Source organism: Pseudomonas poae, from assembly GCA_028869255.1.
Classification (GTDB): domain Bacteria; phylum Pseudomonadota; class Gammaproteobacteria; order Pseudomonadales; family Pseudomonadaceae; genus Aquipseudomonas; species Aquipseudomonas poae_C.
Genome location: CP110972.1, coordinates 1048768 through 1070987 on the forward strand (window position 1 = coordinate 1048768; position 22220 = coordinate 1070987).

A 22220-nucleotide genomic window follows, 5' to 3' on the forward strand; every position below is an offset into this window, starting at 1 on the left:
TCCAGGTCAGTGCGCGACGGTCAGTACGACTTTGCCGACGTTGGCGTTGGCTTCCAGCAGGCGGTGAGCCTCGGCGGCTTGCGCCAGCGGCAGTTGCGTATGGATCTGCGGGTGGACCGCACCGGAGGCGAGCCAGGGCAAAAAACGTGAGCGGATACACACCGCCAAGCGGGCTTTTTCGGCGTGGCTTTTGGGGCGCAGGGTGGAGGCGCTGAGGCTGAGGTTTTTGCGCATCAGCACCTGCAAATCCAGCTCGATCCGGGCGCCTTGCAGGAATGACAAACTCACATGCCGCCCGCCCATGGCCATGGCCGCGAGGTTGCGCGCCACGTACGGGCCGCCGACGTTGTCCAGCACCACGTCCACGCCGCGTCCTTCGGTGCAGGCGTTCACCACCTGGACAAAGTCTTCAACGTGGCGATCCACCGCGTGCCATACGCCGAGGGCTTGCAGCATTGCGACTTTCTGCGGGCCGCCGGCGGTGGCGATCACCCGCGCACCGGCGGCGTGCGCGCACTGCACGGCGAAGCTGCCGACGCCGCTGGCGGCGCCGTGGATCAGCACGCTGTCGCCGCTGCGCAGGCGGCCCAGTTCAAACAGGTTGTGCCACACGGTAAACGCTGCTTCCGGCACCCCGGCGGCATGCTCCAGCGACAGCCCCGTCGGCACCGGCAGGCAATGCGCCGCGTGCGCCACGCAGTAGTCGGCGTAACCGCCGCCATTGAGCAAGGCCATCACGCGATCACCGGGGGCAAATTCATCCACACCGCTGCCGACTGCAACCACGATGCCCGCCGCCTCCAGGCCCAGTACATCGGTAATGCCGGGCGGAATCGGCGCGCCGCTGCGCTGCATCAGGTCCGGGCGGTTGACACCGGCGGCGGCCACGCGGATCAGCACTTCGCCCGCCAGGGGCGTCGGCACCGGGCGCTGCACCAACTCCAGCACGTGCGGGCCGCCAGGCTCGCGGGCAATCACGGCGTTCATACGGTCCAGTCATCCGGCACGACGGCGATCACATCGATCTCCATCAACCATTCCGGCTGGCCCAGCCCGGAAATCACCAGCCCGGTGGAAATCGGAAACACCCCTTTAAGCCATTTGCCGACTTCCTGATACACCGGCTCGCGGTAGCGTGGGTCGATCAGGTAGGTGGTGGTTTTGACGATATGGCTCAGGTCGGAACCCGCCTCCTCAAGCAGTTGCTTGACGTTTTTCATCGCCTGCTCGGCCTGGGCACGCGGGTCGCCGAGACCGACCAGGTTGCCGTCGAAGTCGGTGCCGATCTGGCCGCGCACATAGATGGTATTGCCGGCGCGCACGGCCTGGCACAGGTCGTTGTCCAGCGCCTGGTTGGGGTAGGTCTGCTTGGTGTTGAACATACGGATGCGGGTGTGGGTAGGCATAGCGGGCAACTCATCGGAAGCGGGATGAAACAAGCTTCACATCGCCCCGGTTCTCGCGAAACCAGCATTTGTGCGCGGTAGTGCTTAGGAAAAACCGAAGCCGGTGCAGGTCATCGGCTGGCGCCTGACCCGGCACGAACCCTGCAACGCTGCCCGTACAGTCATTGTTGAGGGGCAGGCGTAATGCTCAGTCGTATTACTCAGCGTCAACTGGAGTATTTCGTTGCGTCGGGAGAGGCGGGCAGCATCAGTGCTGCCGCTGAGCGCATTCATGTGTCGTCGCCGTCGATCTCGGCCGCCATCACCCATATGGAGGCCGAGCTGGGCATCCAGCTGTTTATCCGGCACCACGCCCAGGGTATTTCGCTGACGGCGGTGGGGCGCCAGGTGATGCAAGAGGCCAAGCTGATCCTGGAGCAGATGAGCAACCTCTACACCATCGCCTCGGAGTCGCTGAACAGCGTGCGCGGGCCGTTGCGGGTGGGCTGCCTGGAGTCGCTGGCGCCGATGATCACGCCGGAGCTGGTGTTCGGGTTTGGTCGCGCATTCCCCGGCGTGCGGTTGACCCAGGCCGAGGGCAACCACGAGGAACTGCTGGAAAAACTGCGCAGCGGCGAGCTGGATATCGCCCTGACCTATGACCTGGTGACCAGCCCGGACATCGACTTTGAGCCCCTGGCGCACCTGCCGCCGTATGTGATGGTGGGCGAATATCACCCGCTGGCGAACTTGCCTGCGGTGAGCATGCAGGACCTTGAGGCGTACCCGGTGGTGCTGCTGGACACGCCCTGGAGCCGCGATTATTTCCTCAGCCTGTTTATCCAGGCGGGCACCACGCCGAACATCATCATGCGCTCCACCAACCTCGAAACGGTGCGGGCGATGGTCGGCAACGGGATTGGCTATTCCTTCGCGAATGCGCGGCCAAAATCCAATGTGTCGCAGGATGGCAAACGCGTGATCCGCCTGCGCCTGGCCGGCTCGCATCGGCCGATGCGGCTGGGGTATGCCACGGCGAGCAACACCCAGCTGTCGCGGGTGGTGTCGGCGTTTGCCGAGCGCTGCCGCATGTTTGTGTCCGACCAGTACATCCCCGGCATGGCGCCGCCGAGCTTTTTGACCCGCACGCGGTGCGGGTGCTCAGTGGTGTGAGCTGAATTTGCACCAAAAAAAGGCGCAAGTGAGGGGGTGGGTCGCAAGGGTGCACTGAGCTGGTTCTCGTGGCGAACGGGCTTGCCCGCGTTGGGCTGCGAAGCGGCCCCAGTCAGTTCACCGCCTTCTCTCAGACAAAACGCCTTGGCCGGTGTTGGGGCTGCTACGCAACCCAACGCGGGCAAGCCCGCTCGCCACGATAGGCGTGGTCATCAAGGCGGGCCAAATCGCTGCATAGGTTCTGCCTACCCAGTGCCCCGGCTTTTACGAATTGACCCTAAGCCCCCGTCCCCACGACTCTCATCCCATCGATGCAGATCAACTTCTTTTTGTGCAGGGCACCACGACGATGACATTCGACTGGCATTACATGTTTGGTTTACTCGGCGATGCCGAGTTCTGGCGAGCGACGTGGACGGTGATCAAGCTCAGCACCCTGACCTGGGTCTTGAGCATCGCCCTGGGCTTTCTGCTGGCGCTGGCCAAACAGTCCAAACAGCCGCTGCTCAGCGTGCCGGCCCGTGGTTATATCTGGTTGTTCCGCAGCCTGCCGCTGCTGGTGTTGCTGATCTTTATCTACAACCTGCCCCAGGCGCTGCCCGGCACCTCCGCCGTGCTGGCCGACCCGTTCTGGTCCGGCCTGCTGGCGCTGGTGATCTGCGAGACGGCGTATGTCGCCGAGATCCATCGCGGCGGCTTGCTCTCGATCCCCAAGGGCCAGGGCGAGGCGGCGCGGGCGCTGGGGTTGAAGTTTTTCGGCACCCAGTGGCGCGTGGTGATCCCCCAGGCGTTGCGCGTGGCCTTGCCGTCGCTGGCCAACGAGTACATCTCCATCGTCAAGCTCACCTCGCTGGTGTCGGTGATCTCGCTCACCGAGATTCTGATGGTCGGCCAACGCCTGTATTCGCAGAACTTCCTGGTGATCGAAACCATGGCGGCGGTGGCGTTTTTCTATGTGTTTATCGTCACGGTGTTCGACTTCCTGCTCAAACGCCTGGAGCGCTTTCTCGACGTCAACCAGCGCAATGTCTCGCGTGTGCCGGATGCCGCAGTATTAGCGTTGGCCACGCAGCAGCGCGTGGCGCTGCAACGCCAGGCAAACACCGGCGTCGCGGCCCTGCACGCCACACGGCTGCACAAGGCTTACAACGATATTGAAGTGCTGGGCTCGGTCAATCTGCAGATCCAGCCGGGTGAGGTGGTGTCGGTGATCGGGCCGTCCGGTTCGGGCAAAACCACGCTGATCCGCCTGCTCAACGGCCTTGAGCAACTGGATAACGGCGAGATCCATATCAACGGTCAGCCGTTTATTCACTTGAACAAGGTCGGCGCGCAGAAGCCCCAGTACGTCGAGCACGCCGAGCATCGCCTGAACATCGGCATGGTGTTCCAGAGCTTCAACCTGTTCCCGCATTTGAGCGTGCTCGACAACCTGCTGATGGCGCCCAAATACCATCGCCTGGGGGCTGCCTCCGAGCTCAAGCAACAAGCTTACGCGCTGCTGCACAAGGTCGGCATGCTCGACCACGCCTGGAAGTACCCGCACCAGCTGTCCGGCGGCCAACAGCAACGCGTGGCGATCGCCCGCGCCTTGATGATGCGCCCGCAGATCATGCTGTTCGACGAGCCCACCTCGGCGCTCGACCCGGAAAAAGTCAACGAAGTGCTGCAGGTCATCGAAGCCCTGGCCGAGGAGGGCATCACCATGGTGATCGTCACTCACGAGATGAACTTCGCCTTCAAGGTCTCCGACCGCATCGTGTTCATGGAGAAGGGCCGCGTGGTCTGCGACGACACGCCGGGCGCCCTGCGCAGCGGCCATAACCCACGCGTGGAGGCGTTCCTCAAGGACGTCTCGCTGGCGTGATCTCGTTAACGTTCAGGACACACTAAAATGATCGAGCAAGCTCAAATCGAACAATTCCAGCGCGACGGATTCCTGGTGGTAGAAGGCGTGCTGTCGCCGGATGAAGTGGCCGCACTGCAGCACGATTTCGACCAATGGGTAGAAGAAAGCCGCAGCCACGATCGAGGCTGGGGTGCCACCGCAGATGGCCGCGAGCGCTTTGACCTGGAGGGCGATCACCGCGCCGATCACCCGTCGCTGCGCCGAGTCAGTTCGCCCACCGAGATTTCCCCGGTGTATGAGCGTGTGGCGTTGCATTCGCGCATGGCGGCGATTTGCGCGCAGTTGATCGGCGCCGGCGGCACGCGTTTTCACCACAGCAAGATCAACTCGAAACTGCCGCACACCGCGACCCAGGTGAAATGGCACCAGGACTTCCTGTTCACGCCCCACAGCAACGATGACATCGTCACCGCCTTGCTGATGGTCAGCGAAGTGACCCCGGAAAACGGCCCGCTGAACGTGATCCCCGGCAGCCATAAAGGCCCGCTGTGGTCGCACTGGCAGAACCAGCGCTTCACCGGCTCGGTGGACGATGCGGTGGTTGAAGAACACTGCCGGCATCCGGTGGCCTGCTATGGGCCGGCCGGTTCCGTGTGCTTTATGCACACCCGGCTTCTACATGCTTCCAGCCCTAACGAGACCGAACTCCCGCGCACTCTTTTCATCAGCGTTTACGCCGCTGAAGACGCGCTGCCATTCGGCGAAAACCCTTTGCCCAGCGCACACGCCGGCTTGCTGGTGGCCGGTGAAGAAAGCGGCCTGGTGCGTTCCACGGATAACCATATGCGCTTGCCGCAGAAACCGCGTGGCGCCTCTTTCTTCGTGCAACAGGCCGGACAAGATTCCACCACTGCCTAACCCCCTTTAAACACCTTGCAGGTAATGACCATGACAGCGTCTCAAAAAAGTGTTCGTACCCTTGCCGTGTGCCTGCTGGGCGCAGCGGTTGCGATGACCTCGTTGGCCGCTTCGGCGTTCCAGCAGGAGGGCAAAATCATCGCCGGTTCCGATGTGACGTTTTTCCCTTATGAATACATGGATAACAACAAACCGGCGGGTTTTGACATCGAGTTCATGGACGGCCTGGGCAAGGTCATGGGCCGCAAGGTCGAGACCCTCGACACGCGCTTCCCCAACCTGATCACCGGCCTGCAAGCCGGGCGTTTCGATGTGACCAATTCGTCGATGTACATCACGGCGGAGCGGATCAAAGTGATCGACATGATCCCCTACCTGAAAAGTGGTGAGTCGATCCTCACCCTCAAGGACAGCGCTTTCCAGCCCAAGACCCCGGAAGAGTTCTGCGGCCACAAGATCGGCTCGATGGGTGCCACCTCGTGGCTGGCGCAGATGAACAAATTGTCGGCTGAGTACTGCGTGGCCAAAGGCTTGAAGCCGATTGCGATCAGCGAATACAGCACCGACCCGCAAACCACCCAGGCCTTGCTGGCTCACGCGGTTGAAGCGCAGATCACCGACGCCGCGGTGGCCCGAGGCGTGATCGACAAGCTGGGCAGCCGTGTGGCGATCTCTTCCGACACGTTGATCTACCCGGTACTGAACGGCTTCGGCGTGAAGAAGGGCAATGACACGGTGAAAAAAGCCTTGCTCGACGGGCTGGAAAAATACCGCGCCACGCCTGAGTACGCCGCCTTGCTCAAGAAGTACAACTTTGAAGCACCGACCGATGCCGATATCGCGGCGCTGATGCCCAAGTAAGCCTATTGCGCGGCCGCAGCCCTGCGGCCGCGCCTTGCGGAGACCGATTCATGGCGTTAACCCACGAAGAACAGACGCGCATCGACCTGGCGGCGACCTTTCGCATCATTGCCCACCTGGGCATGCATGAGGCGGTGGCCAACCACTTCAGCGCCGCCGTGTCGGAGGACGGCAAACAGTTTTTGCTCAACCCCAAGTGGAAGCACTTTTCGCGCATTCGTGCCAGTGACCTGTTGCTGCTGAACGCGGACGACACGGCCTGCGCCGAGCACCCGAATGTCGACGCCACCGCCTGGGCGATCCACGGGCAGATCCACCGGCTGCTGCCGCAGACCCGCGCCGTGCTGCATTTGCACCCGGTGTACACCACAGCGGTGGCGTGCCTGGCCAAGCCACATATCCCGCCGATTGACCAGAACACCGCACGCTATTTCAACCGGGTGGCGGTGGACGAGTTGTACGGCGGCATGGCCGACACCGAGGCCGAAGGCGAGCGCTTGGCCGGCTTGCTCGACGGCAAGAGCCGCCTGCTGATGGGCAACCATGGCGTGATGGTGACGGCGACCTCTATCGGTGAGGCCTTCGACGATATCTGGACCCTGGAGCGCTCGTGCCAGATCCTGGTGACGGCCTGGTCCACCGGGCAGCCGTTGCGTGTGTTGTCCGATGAAGTCGCGGAGAAAACCGCACGGGGCTGGGAAGGCATCGCGGATTTTTCGCGCCAGCATTTTGAAGAGATGAAGCAGTTGATGATCGACGCCGACCCTTCGGTGCTCGATTGAGGGCTTTTTATGACATTTTCCGTTGTCGCCCGGTGTGCCGAGACCGGCCAGTTGGGTATTGCGATCAGTTCGTCGAGCATTGCCGTGGGCGCCCGTTGCCCGTGGTTACGCCCCGGTGTGGGGGCGGTGGCGTCGCAGAACATCACCTTGCCGAGCCTGGGGCCGCAGATGCTGGACTTGCTGGCCCAAGGCCTGGCGCCGAGTGAGGCGCTGGCGACGTTGGCTGAAGCCGAGCACAGCCAATATCGCCAAGTGACGGTGATTGATAACCGGGGCCGCACCGCGCATTTCAGCGGCGCGCAGACCCTGGGCATACATAACGCGGTGAGTGGCGAGCAATGCGTGGCGGCGGGGAACATGTTGGCCAGCGCCGACGTGATCGAGGCCATGGTGGGCGCTTTTGAACAGGCTTCGGGGCTTCTGGCCGACCGCCTGCTTGCCGCGATGCACGCCGGCGTGGCGGCTGGCGGTGAGGCGGGGCCGGTGCATTCGGCGGCCGTGGTAGTGGTCGATGAGCTGTTGTGGCCGATCGTCAACCTGCGCGTGGATTGGGCCGATCAAGACCCTATCGGCGTGCTCGACCAACTCTGGCAGGCCTATCGCGGGCAATTGCAGGACTACATCGACCGCGCCATCAACCCGCAAATCGCACCGGGTTATGCGGTGCCGGGAGATGACCGTTGAACACAAGCCGCGAGCTACTGGCGCAACTGGTGCGCTTCGACACCACCAGCCGTGAATCCAACCTGGCCCTGATCGATTTTGTACGCACCTATCTGCAGGATCTCGGCGTGGCCTGCGAGCTGGTGTACAACGAGCACAAGAGCAAGGCCAACCTGCTGGCGACGATCGGCCCGGCGCAGGTGGCAGGTATTGTGTTGTCCGGGCACACCGATGTGGTGCCGGTGGACGGCCAGCGCTGGAGCATGGCGCCGTTCGAACTGACGGAAAAACACGGCAAGCTGTACGGGCGTGGCACGGCCGACATGAAGGGCTATATCGCCTGCGTGCTGGCCAGCGTGCCGGCGTTGGTGGCGGCGCCGTTGCGGATGCCGGTGCATATCGCCCTGTCGTATGACGAAGAGGTCGGTTGCCTGGGCGTGCGCTCGCTGATCGAGCGGTTCCATGGGCAACCGGTCAAGCCGCTGCTGTGCGTGATCGGTGAGCCCACCGAGCTGAAACCGGTGCTCGGTCACAAAGGCAAACTGGCAATGCGCTGTGAAGTGCATGGCGCCGCGTGCCATTCGGCCTATGCGCCTTCGGGGGTGAATGCCATCGAATATGCGGCGCGCCTGGTCGGCGAGCTGGTGCGGCTCGGTGACACACTCAAGGCGCCGCACCAGCTCGACCCGCGTTTTGATCCGCCGTTTTCCACGGTGCAGACCGGCGTGATCAGCGGCGGCAAGGCGCTGAATATCGTGCCGCAAAATTGCACCTTTGATTTTGAAGTGCGCTCGCTGCCGGCTCAGGACCCCTGGCAGGTGGTGCAGCAATTACGCCGCTACGCCGAGCACAACCTGCTGCCGGCGATGCAGGCGGTGAGTGCGCAATCGGCGATCAGTATCAGCGAGTTGTCCAGCTACCCGGGCCTGGCCACTTCGCTGCACAGCCAGGCGGCTGAGTGGGTCGCGCAGTTTTGCGGCTCGCAGGATTACGGCACCGTAGCCTTCGGGACTGAGGGCGGGCTGTTTGATCAGGCGGGGATTCCCACCGTGGTCTGCGGGCCGGGCAGCATGGAGCAGGGGCATAAGCCGGATGAGTTCATCAGCCTGGAGCAACTGGATGCTTGCGATCGGATGCTGGAGCGGGTGGTGGCGTTTGTGGGGGCCATCACCTAAGAGGGCACTTCCTATCTCAATATCCTTCGTTAAAATAGAGCGGCAATAGAGATCCGTATGATCGACACCAACGAAACTCTAGGCGTCAGTCGTTCAGGTGTTTGAACAATAAGTTGATTACAAGGGTGAGTTAGTAGATGGCTAGGGACGATCAAGAAGTTTATTTGTACGGGACGGATATTCTCAGGGCGATAACTGAAGACTTGAATGAAGGTATTTATTTAGAATTAAACGGGAGTTTGCGGTTGTCCTTGGTGGAAACTAAGGAGTTCAATGCTTGGGCCGAGTCTTTGGGTCTGATGGGGGAGCCCCCTCAGCATAAAATTGCGATTAGTTATGAAATGCTGCTTAGGATTTATCGCGATACAGAGGAGTTTTGCCATTTTGCAAATGGGAGTATGAACAGCGGAAGTTATAAAGAGCTTCTGGACTTTTTTGGTGATGCCCCTCTGCTGCCTAAGTGCTTTAATTTCGATAACTGTATTAATAATATGTTCATCGCGGCGCTGACCTGGGTATATTTTCATGAGGTTGGGCATCTTTTTTCAGGAACATGGGTATGTTCGTGATCCCGAGAAGTATAACTCAGGTAATGGAATGCTGATTTCTGAGTGTCACGCCGACTCGGACGAGCCGTTGACGGGTAGAGAGGCCGCCGTTTCTCATGTCACGGAGCTTGCCGCGGACTTTGAGGCTACCTTTATGTGTTTGGGGGAGTTAATGCGTCATTTTGCTTTTGACGAGTGCGAGAACGAATTACCTCCAGAAGGTTTTCTAGGTGCAACTTATCTGTTTGTGTGTGGTATTTCTTGTGTTTTTTATAGGTTTAATAGAGGGCGAGGTCTTGAACCGTCGAGCTGCCCTGTAGGCAGCCACCCACCGCCAATTGACCGGTTGGAGCTAAATCTGCCACATATATTTGAGTGGTTTGATAGACCGGCGATGCAGGCGTTCACGACGCTCGATCGTACGGCAATCGTCAAGCTATTTTCCAAGGCCGCTTACAGTGGCGCAATTTTTTGGGCATGTAAAAAATCTAACAACTCTTCTATTCCAGGGCGCGCTCTTATAAGGGGGATAATGAATAAGCCTGAGTCGAAGGAGTACTATAAGGTGATTGTCGATACATGGGACGAAATAGAACCGATGATCAGGGAGGGAGAAGGACGGATAACGAGTATTCGCTTCTGGGCTTTTCTGATCAGTTCAGACGCTATGTAGCAAGCTGATGGTTAACTCACGAATGTAGCGTTCCTTTGATTGAGGGCAGGTGCCTTGGTGAGTTATCCACGGTGCTGAATATTGCCCCGCAACATTGAAGGTTTGGTTTTGAAGTGCGCAGAGCGATCAATCGGCGTTCAGCATCAGTGAGTTGTCCAGCTACCCGGGCTTGGCCACTTCGCTGCATAGCCAGGCGGGGGTTCCGACGGTGGTTGCGGCCCTGGCAGCATGGAGCAGGGGCATAAGCCGGATGAGTTCATCAGCCTGGAGCAACTGGATGCTTGCGATCGGATGCTGGAAAGGGGGCTGGCGTTTGTGAGCCAGTAACCCCCCCAAGCCTCCCACATTGTGGCCTGTTGTTTTATCAAGCTTTGGCCACACCGACCCGCCACTGCGCAGGCGGCAATATCCCGTTCACCAGGTAATTGCCCACGATCCGCGACTTGTAAACACGCGGGTTGTGGTTCGCCAGCGTGCGCGCATTGCGCCACAGCCGGTCCAGCGCTTTGTTGCTCGCAGTGGCACTGGCCCCGAGGGCGTCGAACAAGGCGCTGGTCGCCGCCAGTGTTGCGTCCACCACCGGATTCACCGCCAGACACACCTCCAGCTCCGCCAGCGCAACCTGCGGGTCGTCATCGTGCACCGGCTGATCATGGGCGATCACATAGTGCGCCGTGTGTTCCAGGCGTTGCGCCGCTTGCTGGGCGATGGCCTGGGCGGCGTAGGCCTGGCTTGCGACCTCGCCGATGACTTGCAGCAATTGCACATCCTGGGCGGCGGTGTCGGCGTTGCCGGTGGTGAAGGTGCGGGCGCGTCTGCTGAGTTCTTCGGCGCCACTCAAGGCGGCGCGGCGGGCGATGCCGGCGAGAGTGCTGAGGTGGTAGAGCTGGAAGAACGATTGCCCGTGGCCAAAGCGCTGCTGGGTGGGGCGCGCATCGTCGTCCACCACCGGCGCGTTGTCGAAGATGCAGGTGCCGCTGGCGGTGAGGCGTTGGCCGAAGCCGTTCCAGTCGTCAACGATTTGCACGCCGGGAGCCTTGAGGTCGACGACCACGGTGTAGACCGTGCCGTCTTCACCGGTGGCGATCGTATTGATCAGGTCGCTGTAGAGCGCACCGGTGGTGTAGAACTTCCTGCCGCTGATGCGCAAGGCACCGGCGGCGTCGCGGTGCAGGCGGGTTTCGAAGGCACCGCGGGTCTGGTTGCCGACTTCGGTGCTGCCGGGGAAAGCAGGGCGCCCTGGCTGAGGCGGTCCAGCCAGGTGGCGCGCCAGTCGCGGTCCTTGGCGCTGAGCACGTCTTCGCAAAAGCCAAAATGCCCGCGCAGGGCCTGGGTGATGTTGGAGTCGGCGGCGGACAGTTCGGTGAGCAAGGTCAGCAATTCAACCAGGCTGGCGCCGTGGCCACCGTAGCTTTGCGGCAGGCGCCAGCGCGGCAGTCCCAGGGCGTTCAGTTGCTGGATAACGCTCGCGAGGCTGGCGCGTGTCTGATCGTTGTCGGCCGCTTGCGCAAGGATTTGCGCAAAGAGCGGGCGAAACGGTGCAGCCAGTTGTTCGTAACGTGCGGAGGGGGCGCAGCCCCAGATATTCAAAACGGGAGTCGACATGCAATGGACCTTGCAGAGAGTGGTTCAGGTGCTGGGGTCCAGTGGTCTGGTGACGCCACCCTAACTCAGCGGGCGCGCAGTTTTTAATACGAAAAATAGCTATCGAGCTGCAACCAGGTTCTATCGATAGTGCACAACAGTATTAAACCCCGGGCTTTTATTGCGTTAGCTTCTAGGTGCGCCACGCTCAGGCGCACCTCATCACCAGACTGCATGCCCACAGATGGTTGAGTCAGCCATTAACCGTGTGGATTCCTTTCATGATCAATCGTCGAAACCTGCTCGCCCTGCTGGGCCTGGCCTCTCTCACGCTGCACGGCCCCACGGTATGGGCGGCAGAGCCCCTGACCCTGACCGTGGGCGACCAGTTTTTTTCTAATCGCATCGTGCTGGAGCTGTCGGGCGAGTTGAAGGACTTGCCCTACAAAATTGACTTCAAACGCTTCAACACGGGCTCCCCGGTGGCCTCGGCGGTGGCCAGCGGCGCGCTGGACGTGGGCATTGTCGGCGACACGCCGGTGATCAGCCTGGCGGCCAATGGCGCGCCGGTGAAGGTGGTCGCCAGCACCCAGACCAGCCTGGATGGCGTGGGCATTGTGGCGCGCAAGGGCATTCATTCGGTGGCCGACCTCAAAGGCAAAACCGTCGCGATCTGGAACGGCTCGTGGAGCCAGCAACTGGCGTACAAGGCGCTGGATGAAGCCGGGGTGCCGCGCAACAGCGTCAACTTCAAATTCCTGCTGCCGGCGGAGGCAAGCCTGGCGCTGACCCAGGGCGACATCGACGCGTTCGGCACTTGGGAACCTTACGTGTCGCTGCAGGAGAAAGAGGGCAGCACCCTGATCCGCAACGCCAAGGGCCTGATGAGCGCACCGACCTATATCGTCGCGTATGAACCGGCCCTGGCGCAGAAAAGCGCGATCATCAAAGACTTCATCGCACGCCTCACCCGCGCCCGGGTGTGGAGCAACACGCACGTTGATGAGTATGCCGAGGCATGGTCCAAGGCCAACCAGTCCGCCCCGGAAATCGCCAAGGTGTGGTTCAAGCGCGATGCGATCAAGGTGCTGCCGATCTCGCCGACGATTGTCAGCGAAGCGCAGGCCACGGCGGATTTTCTGGTGGATGCGCAGATGCTCAAACAGCGGTATGACGTGACGCCGTTATTTGATCGGGCGCTTTAAACGCCGGGGAAACAAGCACTCATAGTATTGATCGGCTGATGGTGCGGGGGCTGGGCTAGGGTTTTTTATTCCGGTTGTCATCGGAACTAAAAAATCACTAGCATCGGCAAGGAGTAGCCAGTAGGCTACATGTGAATCTGTGACCAACTTGATCGGCAGGACGCCAGAGTTTGATACATGGCTCGATGGTATGAGGGATGTTTGGGGAAAAACGGCAATTCTGACGCGCCTGGACCGCGCCGAGGACAACAATTTTGGCGATTGCGAGCCCGTTGGCCACGGTCTGAGTGAAATGCGTGTGTTTGTCGGGCCCGGCTACAGGATTTACTTTGTACGCACGGGTATCACCGCTTACCTGATGCTGTGGGGCAGTGATAAAGCCGACCAGAATAGAGGAATCAAGCGGGCAAAAGAGATCCTCGATGCCCTGAGAGGTCAATGAAATGAGCGAATCGAAATTCAAACCCGAGGACATGCCGATCCTCGACCTTGATACATCCGGCACCAGTGTCTATGAGGCTTCGCGCTTCCTCGACAGCCCGGAAACCATCAGTGCCTACCTTGCGCAAAGCATGAAATCGCAAGACCCGCAGATCCTCATGAAAGCGCTTGCCGAGGTCGCCAAGGCGCAGGGCGTTAACAAGGTGGCTGAGGCGGCGGGGGTGAACCGGGAGAGTCTGTATAAAACCCTGAAGGGCGGTTCAAAAACGCGCTATGAGACGATCCAGAAGCTGATGCTGGCGTTGGGCGTGGAGTTGACTGTGCAGCCCATCAAGCAGACACACTCTGCGAAATAACGCAGATCAAATGTGGGCGCCGGCTTGCCAGCTCCCACATTATCTTGCGTCGTCTTGAGGTCTCAACGCACCAGGCAAGGTTGCTTGTTGTTGAAGCTCCAGCCGGGAATCAAAAACTGCATCGCCACGCTGTCATCCCGTGCACCAAGGCCCATGCCTTTGTACACCTCATGGGCCTTGGCCACCGCGTCCATGTCGATCTCCACCCCCAAGCCAGGCTTGGCCGGGACCTTGACGTAACCGCCTTCGATCTTCAGGGGTTCCTTGGTCAGGCGCTGGCCGTCCTGCCAGATCCAGTGGGTGTCGATGGCGGTGATGTCGCCCGGTGCGGCGGCGGCTACTTGGGTGAACATCGCCAGGGAAATATCGAAGTGGTTGTTGGAGTGCGAGCCCCAGGTCAGGCCCCAGTCGTTGCACATCTGCGCGACGCGTACCGAGCCTTGCATCGTCCAGAAGTGCGGGTCGGCCAGCGGGATATCCACCGATTGCAATTGGATCGCGTGGCCCATTTCGCGCCAGTCGGTGGCGATCATGTTGGTGGCGGTTTTCAGGCCCGTGGCACGGCGAAATTCAGCCATGACTTCGCGGCCCGAGTAGCCGTTTTCCGCGCCGCAGGGGTCTTCGGCGTAGGCCAGCACGTGGTGCTGGTCGCGGCACAGGCGGATGGCTTCTTTCAGCGACCAGGCGCCGTTCGGGTCAAGGGTGATGCGCGCATCCGGGAAACGTTCGGCCAGCGCGGTGACGGCTTCGATTTCCGCATCACCATTCAATACACCGCCCTTGAGCTTGAAGTCGTTGAAGCCGTACCTGGCCTTGGCGGCTTCGGCCAGGCGTACCACGGCCTCGCTGGTCAGGGCTGTTTCATGGCGCAGGCGGAACCAGTCGTCATCAGCGTCGGCCTCGTTGCGGTAGGCCAGGTTGGTGGCCGTGCGGTCGCCGACGTAAAACAGGTAACCCAGCATTTTGACCGCGTCGCGTTGCTGCCCTTCGCCGAGCAAGGCGGCCACCGGCACTTCAAGGAACTGGCCCAGCAGGTCGAGCAGCGCGGCTTCCATGGCGGTGACGGCGTGGATGGTGATGCGCAGGTCAAAGGTTTGCAGGCCACGGCCGGCGGCGTCTCTTGAGGCAAAGGTGCTGCGCATCTGGTTGAGGATGCGCTGGTACTGTCCGATCGGTTGGCCGATCACCAGGCTGCGGGCGTCTTCCAGGGTTTCGCGGATGCGTTCGCCACCAGGCACTTCGCCTACGCCGGTGTGGCCGCTGCTGTCTTTGAGTATCACGATATTGCGCGTGAAGTAGGGGCCGTGCGCGCCGCTGAGGTTGAGCAGCATGCTGTCGTGGCCGGCGACGGGGATGACCTGGAAGTGGGTGACTACTGGGGTATTCATGGCAATTTCCTGAATGGGCTTAAAGAGGTTTGCTGATGGCGGCGCCCGTGGGCGCTGCATCTGGCGAGCTCAACACGGCCGAAGGCGAGGTCTTGGCGAAGAACACCAAAATCGCCGCGAGTACCGACGTGCCGGCCAGGCCATAGAGGCCGCCCTGGATCGATCCGGTGGTCTGTTCCAGGAAGCCGAACGTGGTCGGCGCGACGAAGCCGCCTAGGTTGCCGATGGAGTTGATCAGCGCGATCACGGCAGCGGCGATGCGCACATCCAGATAGCCCTGGGGGATCGGCCAGAACAGTGAAGACGCCGACTTGAAACCAATGGCCGCAAAGCAGATCGCCACAAAGGCAAAGATCGGCCCGCCGGTGGTGGACATGAACATGCCGGCGGCGGCGATCAACAGTGCGGCCGCGACCCACGCCTGTTGGAACTTGAATTTGCCCGACAGCGCCGCGAAGGTGTACATGGCGATGATCGAGATCAGCCACGGGATCGAGTTGAAGAAGCCGACCTGTACGTCGCTCAGTTCGCCCATTTTCTTGATGATGCTCGGCAGCCAGAAGGTCGCCGCGTAAATCGTCAGTTGAATGCAGAAGTACAAGGCGCAGAACAGCAGGATCTGACGGTCCTTGAGCAACTTGCCGATAGTCGGTTTGACCGTGGTCAGCGCTTCACGCTCGCGCTGTTCCTGGTCGATGGCGCCCACCAGTGCGTCCTGTTCTTCGCGGGTCATCCATTTGGCGTCGTGGGGTTTGGAGTCCAGCCAGAACCACACAAAGAACCCCAGCACCACCGAGGCCAGGCCTTCGATGGCGAACATCCACTGCCAGCCATGGAAGCCGAACCCTTCGATCTGCAACAGCGCCCCCGACAGCGGGCCGGAGATCAATGACGCAATCGCCGAGCCACTAAGGAAGATGGCGATGGCTTTGCCGCGCTCAACGCCGGGCAGCCAGCGCGTGAAGTAGTAGATCACCCCCGGGAAAAAGCCGGCTTCGGCCACGCCCAGCAGAAAGCGCAGGATGTAGAAGTGGGTTTCGTTCTGGATGAACGCCATCAGCGTCGCGACGATGCCCCAGGTGAACATGATGCGGGTCAGCCAGATACGCGCGCCGACCTTTTGCAGCAGCATGTTGGAGGGCACTTCGAAGAGGGCGTAGCCGATGAAGAACAACCCGGCGCCGAACCCGTAGGCGGCGGCGCCGATGCCCAGGTCGTGCTCCATGTGCGTGCGCACAAAGCCGATATTGACCCGGTCGATGTAGTTGAGGATGAACATGATCACGAACAGTGGGAGCACGTGGCCCTTCACTTTCCTCACAGCGCGCGCGAGGACCGAATCACTTTCTGGTGCGGCAGATGCATGGCTTGAATTGTTCACAATTCAAAACTCCCCCTGATTATTTTTATGCGGGTTTGCGTGTTTTGTTGATAGACATCATACAAGTAGTTTTTTGGATTTCGCAATCTGTTGCGTGATGTTTTTATGCTTATAAGGCTGGCGCTTGATCCGTCTTAATGGTTATTTGCCCAGCAAATACGGGTTTAGTGCCGGATTTTTGGACGGTGTTGAAGCGCGCAGAGGTTTTCAGGCGCTAAGCAGGAAGATACTGGCAAGGTGCTTCGATAAGGTTGGTTGTCATACAAGTTGGGCTTTTTATAAATCCAGGCAGCGCCAGGCGGGGCGCGGTGTTAATCTCCCTCCAGCCCTGCTCCATGGACCCTAAGCGATGCCTATTGAAAACGGACCTGTTGTCCGTAGACGCTCCAATAACCTGGCCCAAGGCGTGGTCGACGCGCTGACCCAGCGCATCCTGCTCGGGCAACTCAAGCCCGGCGAAAAACTGCCGTCGGAATCCACCATCGTGCTTGAGCACGGCGTGAGCCGCACGGTGGTGCGCGAGGCCATCTCCAAGTTGCAGGCTTCGGGGCTGGTGGAGACGCGTCACGGCATCGGCACCTTTGTGCTGGAGCAACATGCCCAGCCAGGCTTACGCTTGCATGTGGACACGGTCGCCAGTGTGCGCAATATGCTCGAGCTGCGCCTGGGCCTGGAGGTGCAAGCGGTGGCCCTGGCCGCGTTGCGCAGGAGCGAGGAGCAACTGGCGCGCATGCGCCAGGCGCTGGACGATTACCAGGCCTCGCTGGCCAACAACGACAGTTGCGTGGAAGAGGACAAGCGTTTTCACCAGTTGATCGCCGAGGCCACCGGCAATACGTTCTTTAGCGAAATCATGCTGCACCTGGGCAATGCGATGATCCCGCGCACCCAGGTCAAAGGCGCCGAGCGTGGGGGGCCGACTTTGCCAAGTTGGGGCAACTGGCGAACCTGGAGCATGAGGCGATTTTCAACGCGATCAAACGCCAGGACCCGGACGCCGCCCGCGCCGCCATGGTCCTGCACTTGACCAACAGCCGCGATCGTTTTTCGGGCGCGTAGCTGGGTGATAGTAAGGAACTGCAGTTGAACGAAAACACTTTATCCGCACGCCTGGAGCGTGTGGCGGCCAATGTGCCCCGTGGCGCACGCCTGGCCGACATCGGCTCGGACCACGGCTACCTGCCGGTGGCATTGATGCGCCGTGGCGTGATTACGGCGGCGGTGGCCGGGGAGGTGGCGACCACGCCCTTTCACGCGGCCGAACGCACCGTGCGTGAGAATGGCCTGGAGCAACACATCAGCGTGCGCCTGGCCAATGGCTTGGCGGCGATCAACCCGGCAGACCAGGTGACCGCGATCAGCCTCTGCGGCATGGGCGGGGAGACCATCCGCGACATCCTGGAAAGCGGCAAGGCGCTCCTCGGCGGCGAAGAGCGCCTGATCCTGCAACCCAACGGCGGCGAGCAACCGCTGCGCCAATGGCTGATGGACAACGGCTACCGGATCCTGCGCGAAGAGTTGCTGCAGGAAAACCGTTTCTATTACGAAATCATCGTTGCCGAACGCGCCGAGCCGGTGGCCTACAGCGTCGAACAATTATATTTCGGGCCCCTGCAAATGCAGGCGCGCAGCCCGGTGTTCCTGGCCAAGTGGCAACGCATGCTGCGTCAGAAGCACAAAACCCTGGCCAGCCTGGAACACGCACGGCTGGCGGTGCCCGAGCACAAGATGCAGGAAATCGCCCAGCAGGCCCGGTGGATTACCGCGCTGCTGGCTTGATAGCACTTCATTCAATCAGTGATGACCAAGGAAACCCCATGGCAGACGCCACCGATCAATCCTTCTATGACCGCGCAGACGCGCATATCGAGCTGTCGAACGAGCAGCTCAAGGCTCACGAAAACCTCGGCGAGGTCAGCGCCTCCATGATGTTCGGCACCACCCGATTCAATGCTTGGGCCAGTGCGCGCAACTTCAAGTCCGGCGCGGAAATGGCCGCAGCGCGGGAGGCGATGCTGACATATTTCTGTGACCAGTACCGGATGATGCTTGAGGATAATCTGGATGATCACATCAATAATTTCAGTCAGTACATGTTGGCCAAATAGGCTGGCGGCAGAGCTTTTTTTGTCACTGCCCCGAACGCCTGCGTCAACGGTTACAGATGTGGCCTCGATGCTGAGTGCTTTTGCCCCATTTTCGCGCACGCCACGCCCACCATGGGTCGCCGCGCCGCCTATTTCGGGGCGCGTTGCCAACGGCCCGTATCTTGCTAGAGCCTTCCCAATCAATGACATGGCACTTTGCCGTTAGTCGTTTCAAGGTTTCGCCCACCGCTGCACTGGGGTGGGTAGTTTTGGGGAGTCGTCTACATGCACAGCCTTTTATCACCCGGTATCCGCCTGCTCGGGCGTTTCGGCTTTGCACGCAAGTTTCAGATCCTGTTTTTCCTGTTCATGCTGCCCCTGGCCGGTAGCCTCTGGATGATCGGGTCGGACTATCGCGATAAATTAACCGTGATTTCCAGCGAGCAGTCCGGCGTGCGACAACTGTTGGCCCTGGACGCGCTGGATGGCCAGTTGACCGCCCAGCGCAACCTCGCAGCGCGGTGGAAGGCGGCGGATATCCTGCACGCCCCGACGCCGGCGGCGAAGGCGGCGATGGACAAGGTGGATGCCAATTTCCCGCTGATTCTGCAAAGCCTGCAGGCCCTGGGTGAGTCGCTGAAAACCCGCAACGCCAGCGCCGAGACCCTGGCCCGCTTCGAGGCGTTGCAGGCCACGGTCAAGGGCATGGATTCCCAATCCCTGCGTACCGTGGGCTGGTGGCCGGACGGTTATGATCGCTTCACCTCGGCCCTGACCGCGATGCAAACCCTGCGCGAGCAGATCACCCTGGACGCCGGGCTGATCCTCGACCCCTGGCTGGAAACCTATTTGCTGATGCAGATTTCGACCCAGCACACGCCCGACCTGATCGAACGTATTGGTCGCATGGCCAGTGTCGGCCAGTCGTCCATCGCGTCGGGGCAGTTCACCCTGCAAAGCCGCTTGCAGATGCGTGACCTGCGCGGCCGCATCGGCGATGCCCGCGACCAGTTGGTCAAAGCCACAGCCTCGCTCAAAGCCAAGCAATACGCCGGCCTGGAGCCCTGGACCGCGCAATACGACAACAGCCTGCAATTGTTGGATAACGAGCTCAAAGTGCTCGACGACGGCGTGTTTGGCGGCACCATCAAGCTCGATACGGCGGGCTTCGAGCGCAGTGTCGACGCCATGCTCGGGAGCCTGGGCGCGCTGCGTAACCAGTCGCTGACTTCGCTGGATGCGCGCCTGGGTTACTACCGCGACCGTTCACTGCAAAAATTCGTCCCGGTCGCAGCCACCTTCAGCTTGCTGGCGTTGGCGGCGCTGTACCTGTTCGTGTGTCTGCAAGCTTCGATTCGGCGCAGTGCCAGCGGTATCACCACGCTGGCCGAGTCTCTGCGGGACGGCAACCTGTGCGTGGAAGTGGCTGTGGAAGGTCGCGACGAACTCGCCGCCATCAGCACCGCGCTGAATGTCGCGGTGGTGCAGTTGCGCACCAGTCTGCTTGGGGTCAATCACGAAACCCAGCAGCTTGGCTCGGCGGTGCTCACCCTCAATACGCAATCGGGCAGCACCCTCACCGAGGTCGAAGACCAGCAACAGCAAATCAGCCAGATCGCCGCGGCTGCCACGCAATTGGCCGCCACCTCCATGGGCGTGGCCAGAAGTTGCGAGCAAGCCTCGGGCAGCGCCCAGCAGACCCGGCGCATTGCGCAAGACAGCAGCCGCGACAGCCAGCGCACCACGGCCAGCATCCAGCAGCTCAACCAGCGCCTGACCGACACCGCCAACGCGCTGGAGCAAGTCAGCCAGCAGGGGCAGCAGATTCAATCGGTGGTCGACACCATTCGGGGCATCGCCGAGCAGACTAACCTGCTGGCGCTCAACGCCGCCATCGAGGCCGCACGTGCCGGTGAGCAGGGCCGGGGCTTTGCGGTGGTGGCCGACGAAGTGCGCAGCCTGTCGCAACGTACCCAGGCGTCGACGGCGCAGATCGCCGGCACGGTGGACAGCTTGCGCGCCACGGTGAGCCAAGCCGTCACCCTGATGGGCGCTGCGTGCGAACAGGCATTGACCGATGCCGAGTCGGTCACCGGGTTGGGCACACGCCTGGGCGAGATCGCCGGCGCGGTGCAGAACGTCACCGATACCTTGGCGCAGATCGCCACGGCGGTAGAAGAGCAAGCAGCGACGGCGGATGAGGTGAGCGGCAATATCCAGCAAGTCGACCAGGCCGCCGGGCGCTTGCTGGAAGGCGCGCGGGCGGTCAACCGTGCGGCCGATACCCTGAGCAGGGGCAGCCAGGCATTGAGTGACAACACCGCACGCTTCCGCCTGGCCTGAACGCGCATTCAATGTGGGAGGGGCTTGCCCCCGATAGCGAAGTCTCAGCCACAGATGAGCTGACTGCCCCGCCCCTGTGGGAGCGGGCTTGCCCGCGAATGCGGTATATCAGCCACACACCCGCTGACTGACACACCGCTATCGGGTGCAAGCCCCCTCCCACAGCTAAGTTCGGGTTACTTCGCCGCCGAGGTCTGCAGCATTTCAATCCACAGCGCACCCTTGCCCGACGCCGCTTCCCCCACGCGCTTCAAGGCCCCCTTGGCACCCACCGCATAGGCACCCACCTTGTCGCTTTTCTCACCGGTCACCAGCAACCAATGGCCGTTGGGTGAAAAGGCGATATTGCGCGGCTGCTGCTCTGCGACCGGGTAGTTATCGAGAAAACGCAGGCCGCCGGTGGCTGTGTCCACCGCAAATGCCGACACCGAACTGCTGGTGCGCTCGCTCATCAGCAGCAGCTTGCCATCCGGTGACACCCGCAGGTCCGCCGCCCAGATACGTGGGGTGGGGTCGTCCTTCAAGTCATTGTTGCGCGCATCCCGCACTTCACCGTGGGCCAGTTTCAAGCGCTCGGGGATGCCATTGGCCACGCCGATCTGCGTCAGCGCGCCGGTGCTGGCGTCGATGGAGAACGCGGTGACGGTGCCGCTCATTTCGCCGACCACATACAGGAATTTGCCGTTGGCCGAAAACGCCAAATGGCGAGGCCCGGTGTTGGCCGGCAGGCTCACGTAGCCATTGCCGATCGGCGTGAGCTCACCGCTGTTGGCGTCGAAGCGGTATTGCAGCACATGGTCATTGCCCAGGTTGCCCGCGTAGGCAAAACGGTTGCTGGGGTCGGTGCGCAGTGAGTGGGCGTGTGGCCCGGTTTTGTAGGTGTGAACCGGCTCCGCCTGGCCGATGGGTTGCACGCTGAGCGTGTCGGCTCCGTAAGAGGCGGCGAGCAGATAACGCCCGGCACGGTCAGTGGCCAGGTACGCCATGCTTTCGGCCAGCGGCGCGGCTGGACTGCGGCGTCAAATGCCCGCTCGCCGGGTCAATGCTGAACGCCTGGACCTGAAACGGCTTGACCCGCAACGCGGCAAACAAGGTTTTACCGTCGGGGCTGAGGGCCATTGGGTTGACCTGATCGCCGGCCGTCATTTGGTTGACCAGGCTTAGCGCACCGTTACTTTCATCCAGGCGGTATTGGGATATCAGGCCGTCACCGGGGCTGGAGATGTACGCGAAGGTGGCCGCATGGGCCTGCACACTGAGGCCGCAGACAACGGCGGCGGCCATGAGAAGGGGTTTACTCACGAGAGATCCTTTATTTTTATGATTGTGGTCAGTCATCGTATGACCGTATTTGAATCTCGGCAATCCCTGTTTTGTGGGGAGCGGCCGGGATGAACCTTCGGCGCCT

Annotated in this window: 18 protein-coding genes and 5 pseudogenes; 17 read left to right on the top strand and 6 right to left on the bottom strand. The window is 61.2% G+C overall.

Annotated features, from left to right (window positions below):
• Positions 1–6: 6 nt before the first annotated feature.
• Positions 7–987 (bottom strand): NAD(P)H-quinone oxidoreductase, encoded by a 981-nt coding sequence (locus tag LRS56_04875; protein ID WDU63870.1) that lies wholly within the window; start codon positions 985–987, stop codon positions 7–9.
• The gene (locus LRS56_04880) at positions 984–1406 is read right to left on the bottom strand and encodes a RidA family protein (GenBank protein WDU63871.1); all 423 of its coding nucleotides are present in this window, start codon (positions 1404–1406) and stop codon (positions 984–986) included. Before LRS56_04880 ends, LRS56_04875 begins: the two co-directional genes overlap by 4 nt.
• 183 nt (positions 1407–1589) lie before the next feature.
• On the opposite strand from LRS56_04880, the pseudogene LRS56_04885 reads away from it, so the two are divergent.
• The 10 genes and pseudogenes from LRS56_04885 (at position 1590) to LRS56_04930 (ending at position 10354) form a co-directional block, all read left to right on the top strand.
• A pseudogene (locus LRS56_04885) lies at positions 1590–2563 on the top strand (LysR family transcriptional regulator).
• Positions 2564–2907: 344 nt separating this feature from the next.
• Positions 2908–4425, top strand: a complete 1518-nt coding sequence (locus tag LRS56_04890) for an amino acid ABC transporter permease/ATP-binding protein (protein WDU63872.1) — start codon at positions 2908–2910, stop codon at positions 4423–4425.
• A gap of 27 nt (positions 4426–4452) precedes the next feature.
• Complete coding sequence (locus tag LRS56_04895) at positions 4453–5325, top strand: phytanoyl-CoA dioxygenase family protein (GenBank protein WDU63873.1); 873 nt, start codon at positions 4453–4455, stop codon at positions 5323–5325.
• 30 nt (positions 5326–5355) lie between these two features.
• Positions 5356–6186 (top strand): ABC transporter substrate-binding protein, encoded by an 831-nt coding sequence (locus LRS56_04900; protein WDU63874.1) that lies wholly within the window; start codon positions 5356–5358, stop codon positions 6184–6186.
• Between the two features lie 50 nt (positions 6187–6236).
• Positions 6237–6968: a class II aldolase and adducin N-terminal domain-containing protein gene (locus LRS56_04905; GenBank protein WDU63875.1), complete on the top strand. Its 732-nt coding sequence runs from the start codon at positions 6237–6239 to the stop codon at positions 6966–6968.
• 9 nt (positions 6969–6977) lie between these two features.
• Entirely contained in the window at positions 6978–7652 is a 675-nt protein-coding gene (locus LRS56_04910) for a DUF1028 domain-containing protein (GenBank protein ID WDU63876.1), read from the top strand.
• Positions 7649–8806: an acetylornithine deacetylase gene (gene argE, locus LRS56_04915; GenBank protein WDU63877.1), complete on the top strand. Its 1158-nt coding sequence runs from the start codon at positions 7649–7651 to the stop codon at positions 8804–8806. Before LRS56_04910 ends, argE begins: the two co-directional genes overlap by 4 nt.
• Positions 8807–8943: 137 nt before the next feature.
• Complete coding sequence (locus tag LRS56_04920; protein WDU63878.1) at positions 8944–9375, top strand: hypothetical protein; 432 nt, start codon at positions 8944–8946, stop codon at positions 9373–9375.
• A 28-nt stretch (positions 9376–9403) separates the two neighbouring features.
• A complete protein-coding gene (locus LRS56_04925) occupies positions 9404–10027 on the top strand; it encodes a hypothetical protein (protein WDU63879.1) in 624 nt (207 codons plus the stop codon).
• 121 nt (positions 10028–10148) lie between these two features.
• Positions 10149–10354: pseudogene (locus LRS56_04930) on the top strand (acetylornithine deacetylase).
• A gap of 37 nt (positions 10355–10391) precedes the next feature.
• On the opposite strand, the pseudogene LRS56_04935 reads toward LRS56_04930, so the two are convergent.
• Positions 10392–11632, bottom strand: a pseudogene (locus LRS56_04935) (acyl-CoA dehydrogenase family protein).
• A gap of 260 nt (positions 11633–11892) precedes the next feature.
• Between LRS56_04935 and LRS56_04940 the strand changes: the two are divergent.
• The 3 genes from LRS56_04940 to LRS56_04950 all read left to right on the top strand — a co-directional run bounded on the left by LRS56_04940 (position 11893) and on the right by LRS56_04950 (position 13613).
• Positions 11893–12816 carry an ABC transporter substrate-binding protein gene (locus LRS56_04940; protein ID WDU63880.1) on the top strand — a complete coding sequence of 308 codons (924 nt, stop codon included), beginning with the start codon at positions 11893–11895 and terminating at the stop codon, positions 12814–12816.
• 139 nt (positions 12817–12955) lie between these two features.
• Positions 12956–13258: a type II toxin-antitoxin system RelE/ParE family toxin gene (locus tag LRS56_04945; GenBank protein WDU63881.1), complete on the top strand. Its 303-nt coding sequence runs from the start codon at positions 12956–12958 to the stop codon at positions 13256–13258.
• Between the two features lies 1 nt (position 13259).
• Positions 13260–13613 carry a putative addiction module antidote protein gene (locus LRS56_04950; GenBank protein WDU63882.1) on the top strand — a complete coding sequence of 118 codons (354 nt, stop codon included), beginning with the start codon at positions 13260–13262 and terminating at the stop codon, positions 13611–13613.
• Between the two features lie 62 nt (positions 13614–13675).
• On the opposite strand, the gene gudD is transcribed toward LRS56_04950, so the two are convergent.
• Entirely contained in the window at positions 13676–15001 is a 1326-nt protein-coding gene (gudD, locus tag LRS56_04955) for a glucarate dehydratase (protein WDU63883.1), read from the bottom strand.
• A gap of 19 nt (positions 15002–15020) precedes the next feature.
• Positions 15021–16382: an MFS transporter gene (locus LRS56_04960; GenBank protein ID WDU63884.1), complete on the bottom strand. Its 1362-nt coding sequence runs from the start codon at positions 16380–16382 to the stop codon at positions 15021–15023.
• A 349-nt stretch (positions 16383–16731) separates the two neighbouring features.
• On the opposite strand from LRS56_04960, the pseudogene LRS56_04965 reads away from it, so the two are divergent.
• The 4 genes and pseudogenes from LRS56_04965 (at position 16732) to LRS56_04980 (ending at position 20812) form a co-directional block, all read left to right on the top strand.
• Positions 16732–17441: pseudogene (locus tag LRS56_04965) on the top strand (FadR/GntR family transcriptional regulator).
• Positions 17442–17465: 24 nt separating this feature from the next.
• Positions 17466–18161 carry a tRNA (adenine(22)-N(1))-methyltransferase TrmK gene (locus LRS56_04970; GenBank protein WDU63885.1) on the top strand — a complete coding sequence of 232 codons (696 nt, stop codon included), beginning with the start codon at positions 17466–17468 and terminating at the stop codon, positions 18159–18161.
• 38 nt (positions 18162–18199) lie between these two features.
• Positions 18200–18490, top strand: coding sequence for a DUF3144 domain-containing protein (locus LRS56_04975; GenBank protein ID WDU63886.1), 291 nt, complete (start codon positions 18200–18202; stop codon positions 18488–18490).
• Positions 18491–18754: 264 nt separating this feature from the next.
• Positions 18755–20812 carry a methyl-accepting chemotaxis protein gene (locus LRS56_04980; GenBank protein WDU63887.1) on the top strand — a complete coding sequence of 686 codons (2058 nt, stop codon included), beginning with the start codon at positions 18755–18757 and terminating at the stop codon, positions 20810–20812.
• 176 nt (positions 20813–20988) lie between these two features.
• On the opposite strand, the pseudogene LRS56_04985 reads toward LRS56_04980, so the two are convergent.
• A pseudogene (locus tag LRS56_04985) lies at positions 20989–22114 on the bottom strand (lactonase family protein).
• Between the last annotated feature and the right edge of the window lie 106 nt (positions 22115–22220).

What these genes read in the sequence shown, in the direction of transcription:
- LRS56_04875 (WDU63870.1), bottom strand. Translation starts at nt 987, where the DNA reads ATGAACGCCGTGATTGCCCGCGAGCCTGGCGGCCCGCACGTGCTGGAG.
- LRS56_04880 (WDU63871.1), bottom strand. Translation starts at nt 1,406, where the DNA reads ATGCCTACCCACACCCGCATCCGTATGTTCAACACCAAGCAGACCTAC.
- LRS56_04890 (WDU63872.1), top strand. Translation starts at nt 2,908, where the DNA reads ATGACATTCGACTGGCATTACATGTTTGGTTTACTCGGCGATGCCGAG.
- LRS56_04895 (WDU63873.1), top strand. Translation starts at nt 4,453, where the DNA reads ATGATCGAGCAAGCTCAAATCGAACAATTCCAGCGCGACGGATTCCTG.
- LRS56_04900 (WDU63874.1), top strand. Translation starts at nt 5,356, where the DNA reads ATGACAGCGTCTCAAAAAAGTGTTCGTACCCTTGCCGTGTGCCTGCTG.
- LRS56_04905 (WDU63875.1), top strand. Translation starts at nt 6,237, where the DNA reads ATGGCGTTAACCCACGAAGAACAGACGCGCATCGACCTGGCGGCGACC.
- LRS56_04910 (WDU63876.1), top strand. Translation starts at nt 6,978, where the DNA reads ATGACATTTTCCGTTGTCGCCCGGTGTGCCGAGACCGGCCAGTTGGGT.
- LRS56_04920 (WDU63878.1), top strand. Translation starts at nt 8,944, where the DNA reads ATGGCTAGGGACGATCAAGAAGTTTATTTGTACGGGACGGATATTCTC.
- LRS56_04925 (WDU63879.1), top strand. Translation starts at nt 9,404, where the DNA reads ATGCTGATTTCTGAGTGTCACGCCGACTCGGACGAGCCGTTGACGGGT.
- LRS56_04940 (WDU63880.1), top strand. Translation starts at nt 11,893, where the DNA reads ATGATCAATCGTCGAAACCTGCTCGCCCTGCTGGGCCTGGCCTCTCTC.
- LRS56_04950 (WDU63882.1), top strand. Translation starts at nt 13,260, where the DNA reads ATGAGCGAATCGAAATTCAAACCCGAGGACATGCCGATCCTCGACCTT.
- gudD (WDU63883.1), bottom strand. Translation starts at nt 15,001, where the DNA reads ATGAATACCCCAGTAGTCACCCACTTCCAGGTCATCCCCGTCGCCGGC.
- LRS56_04975 (WDU63886.1), top strand. Translation starts at nt 18,200, where the DNA reads ATGGCAGACGCCACCGATCAATCCTTCTATGACCGCGCAGACGCGCAT.
- LRS56_04980 (WDU63887.1), top strand. Translation starts at nt 18,755, where the DNA reads ATGCACAGCCTTTTATCACCCGGTATCCGCCTGCTCGGGCGTTTCGGC.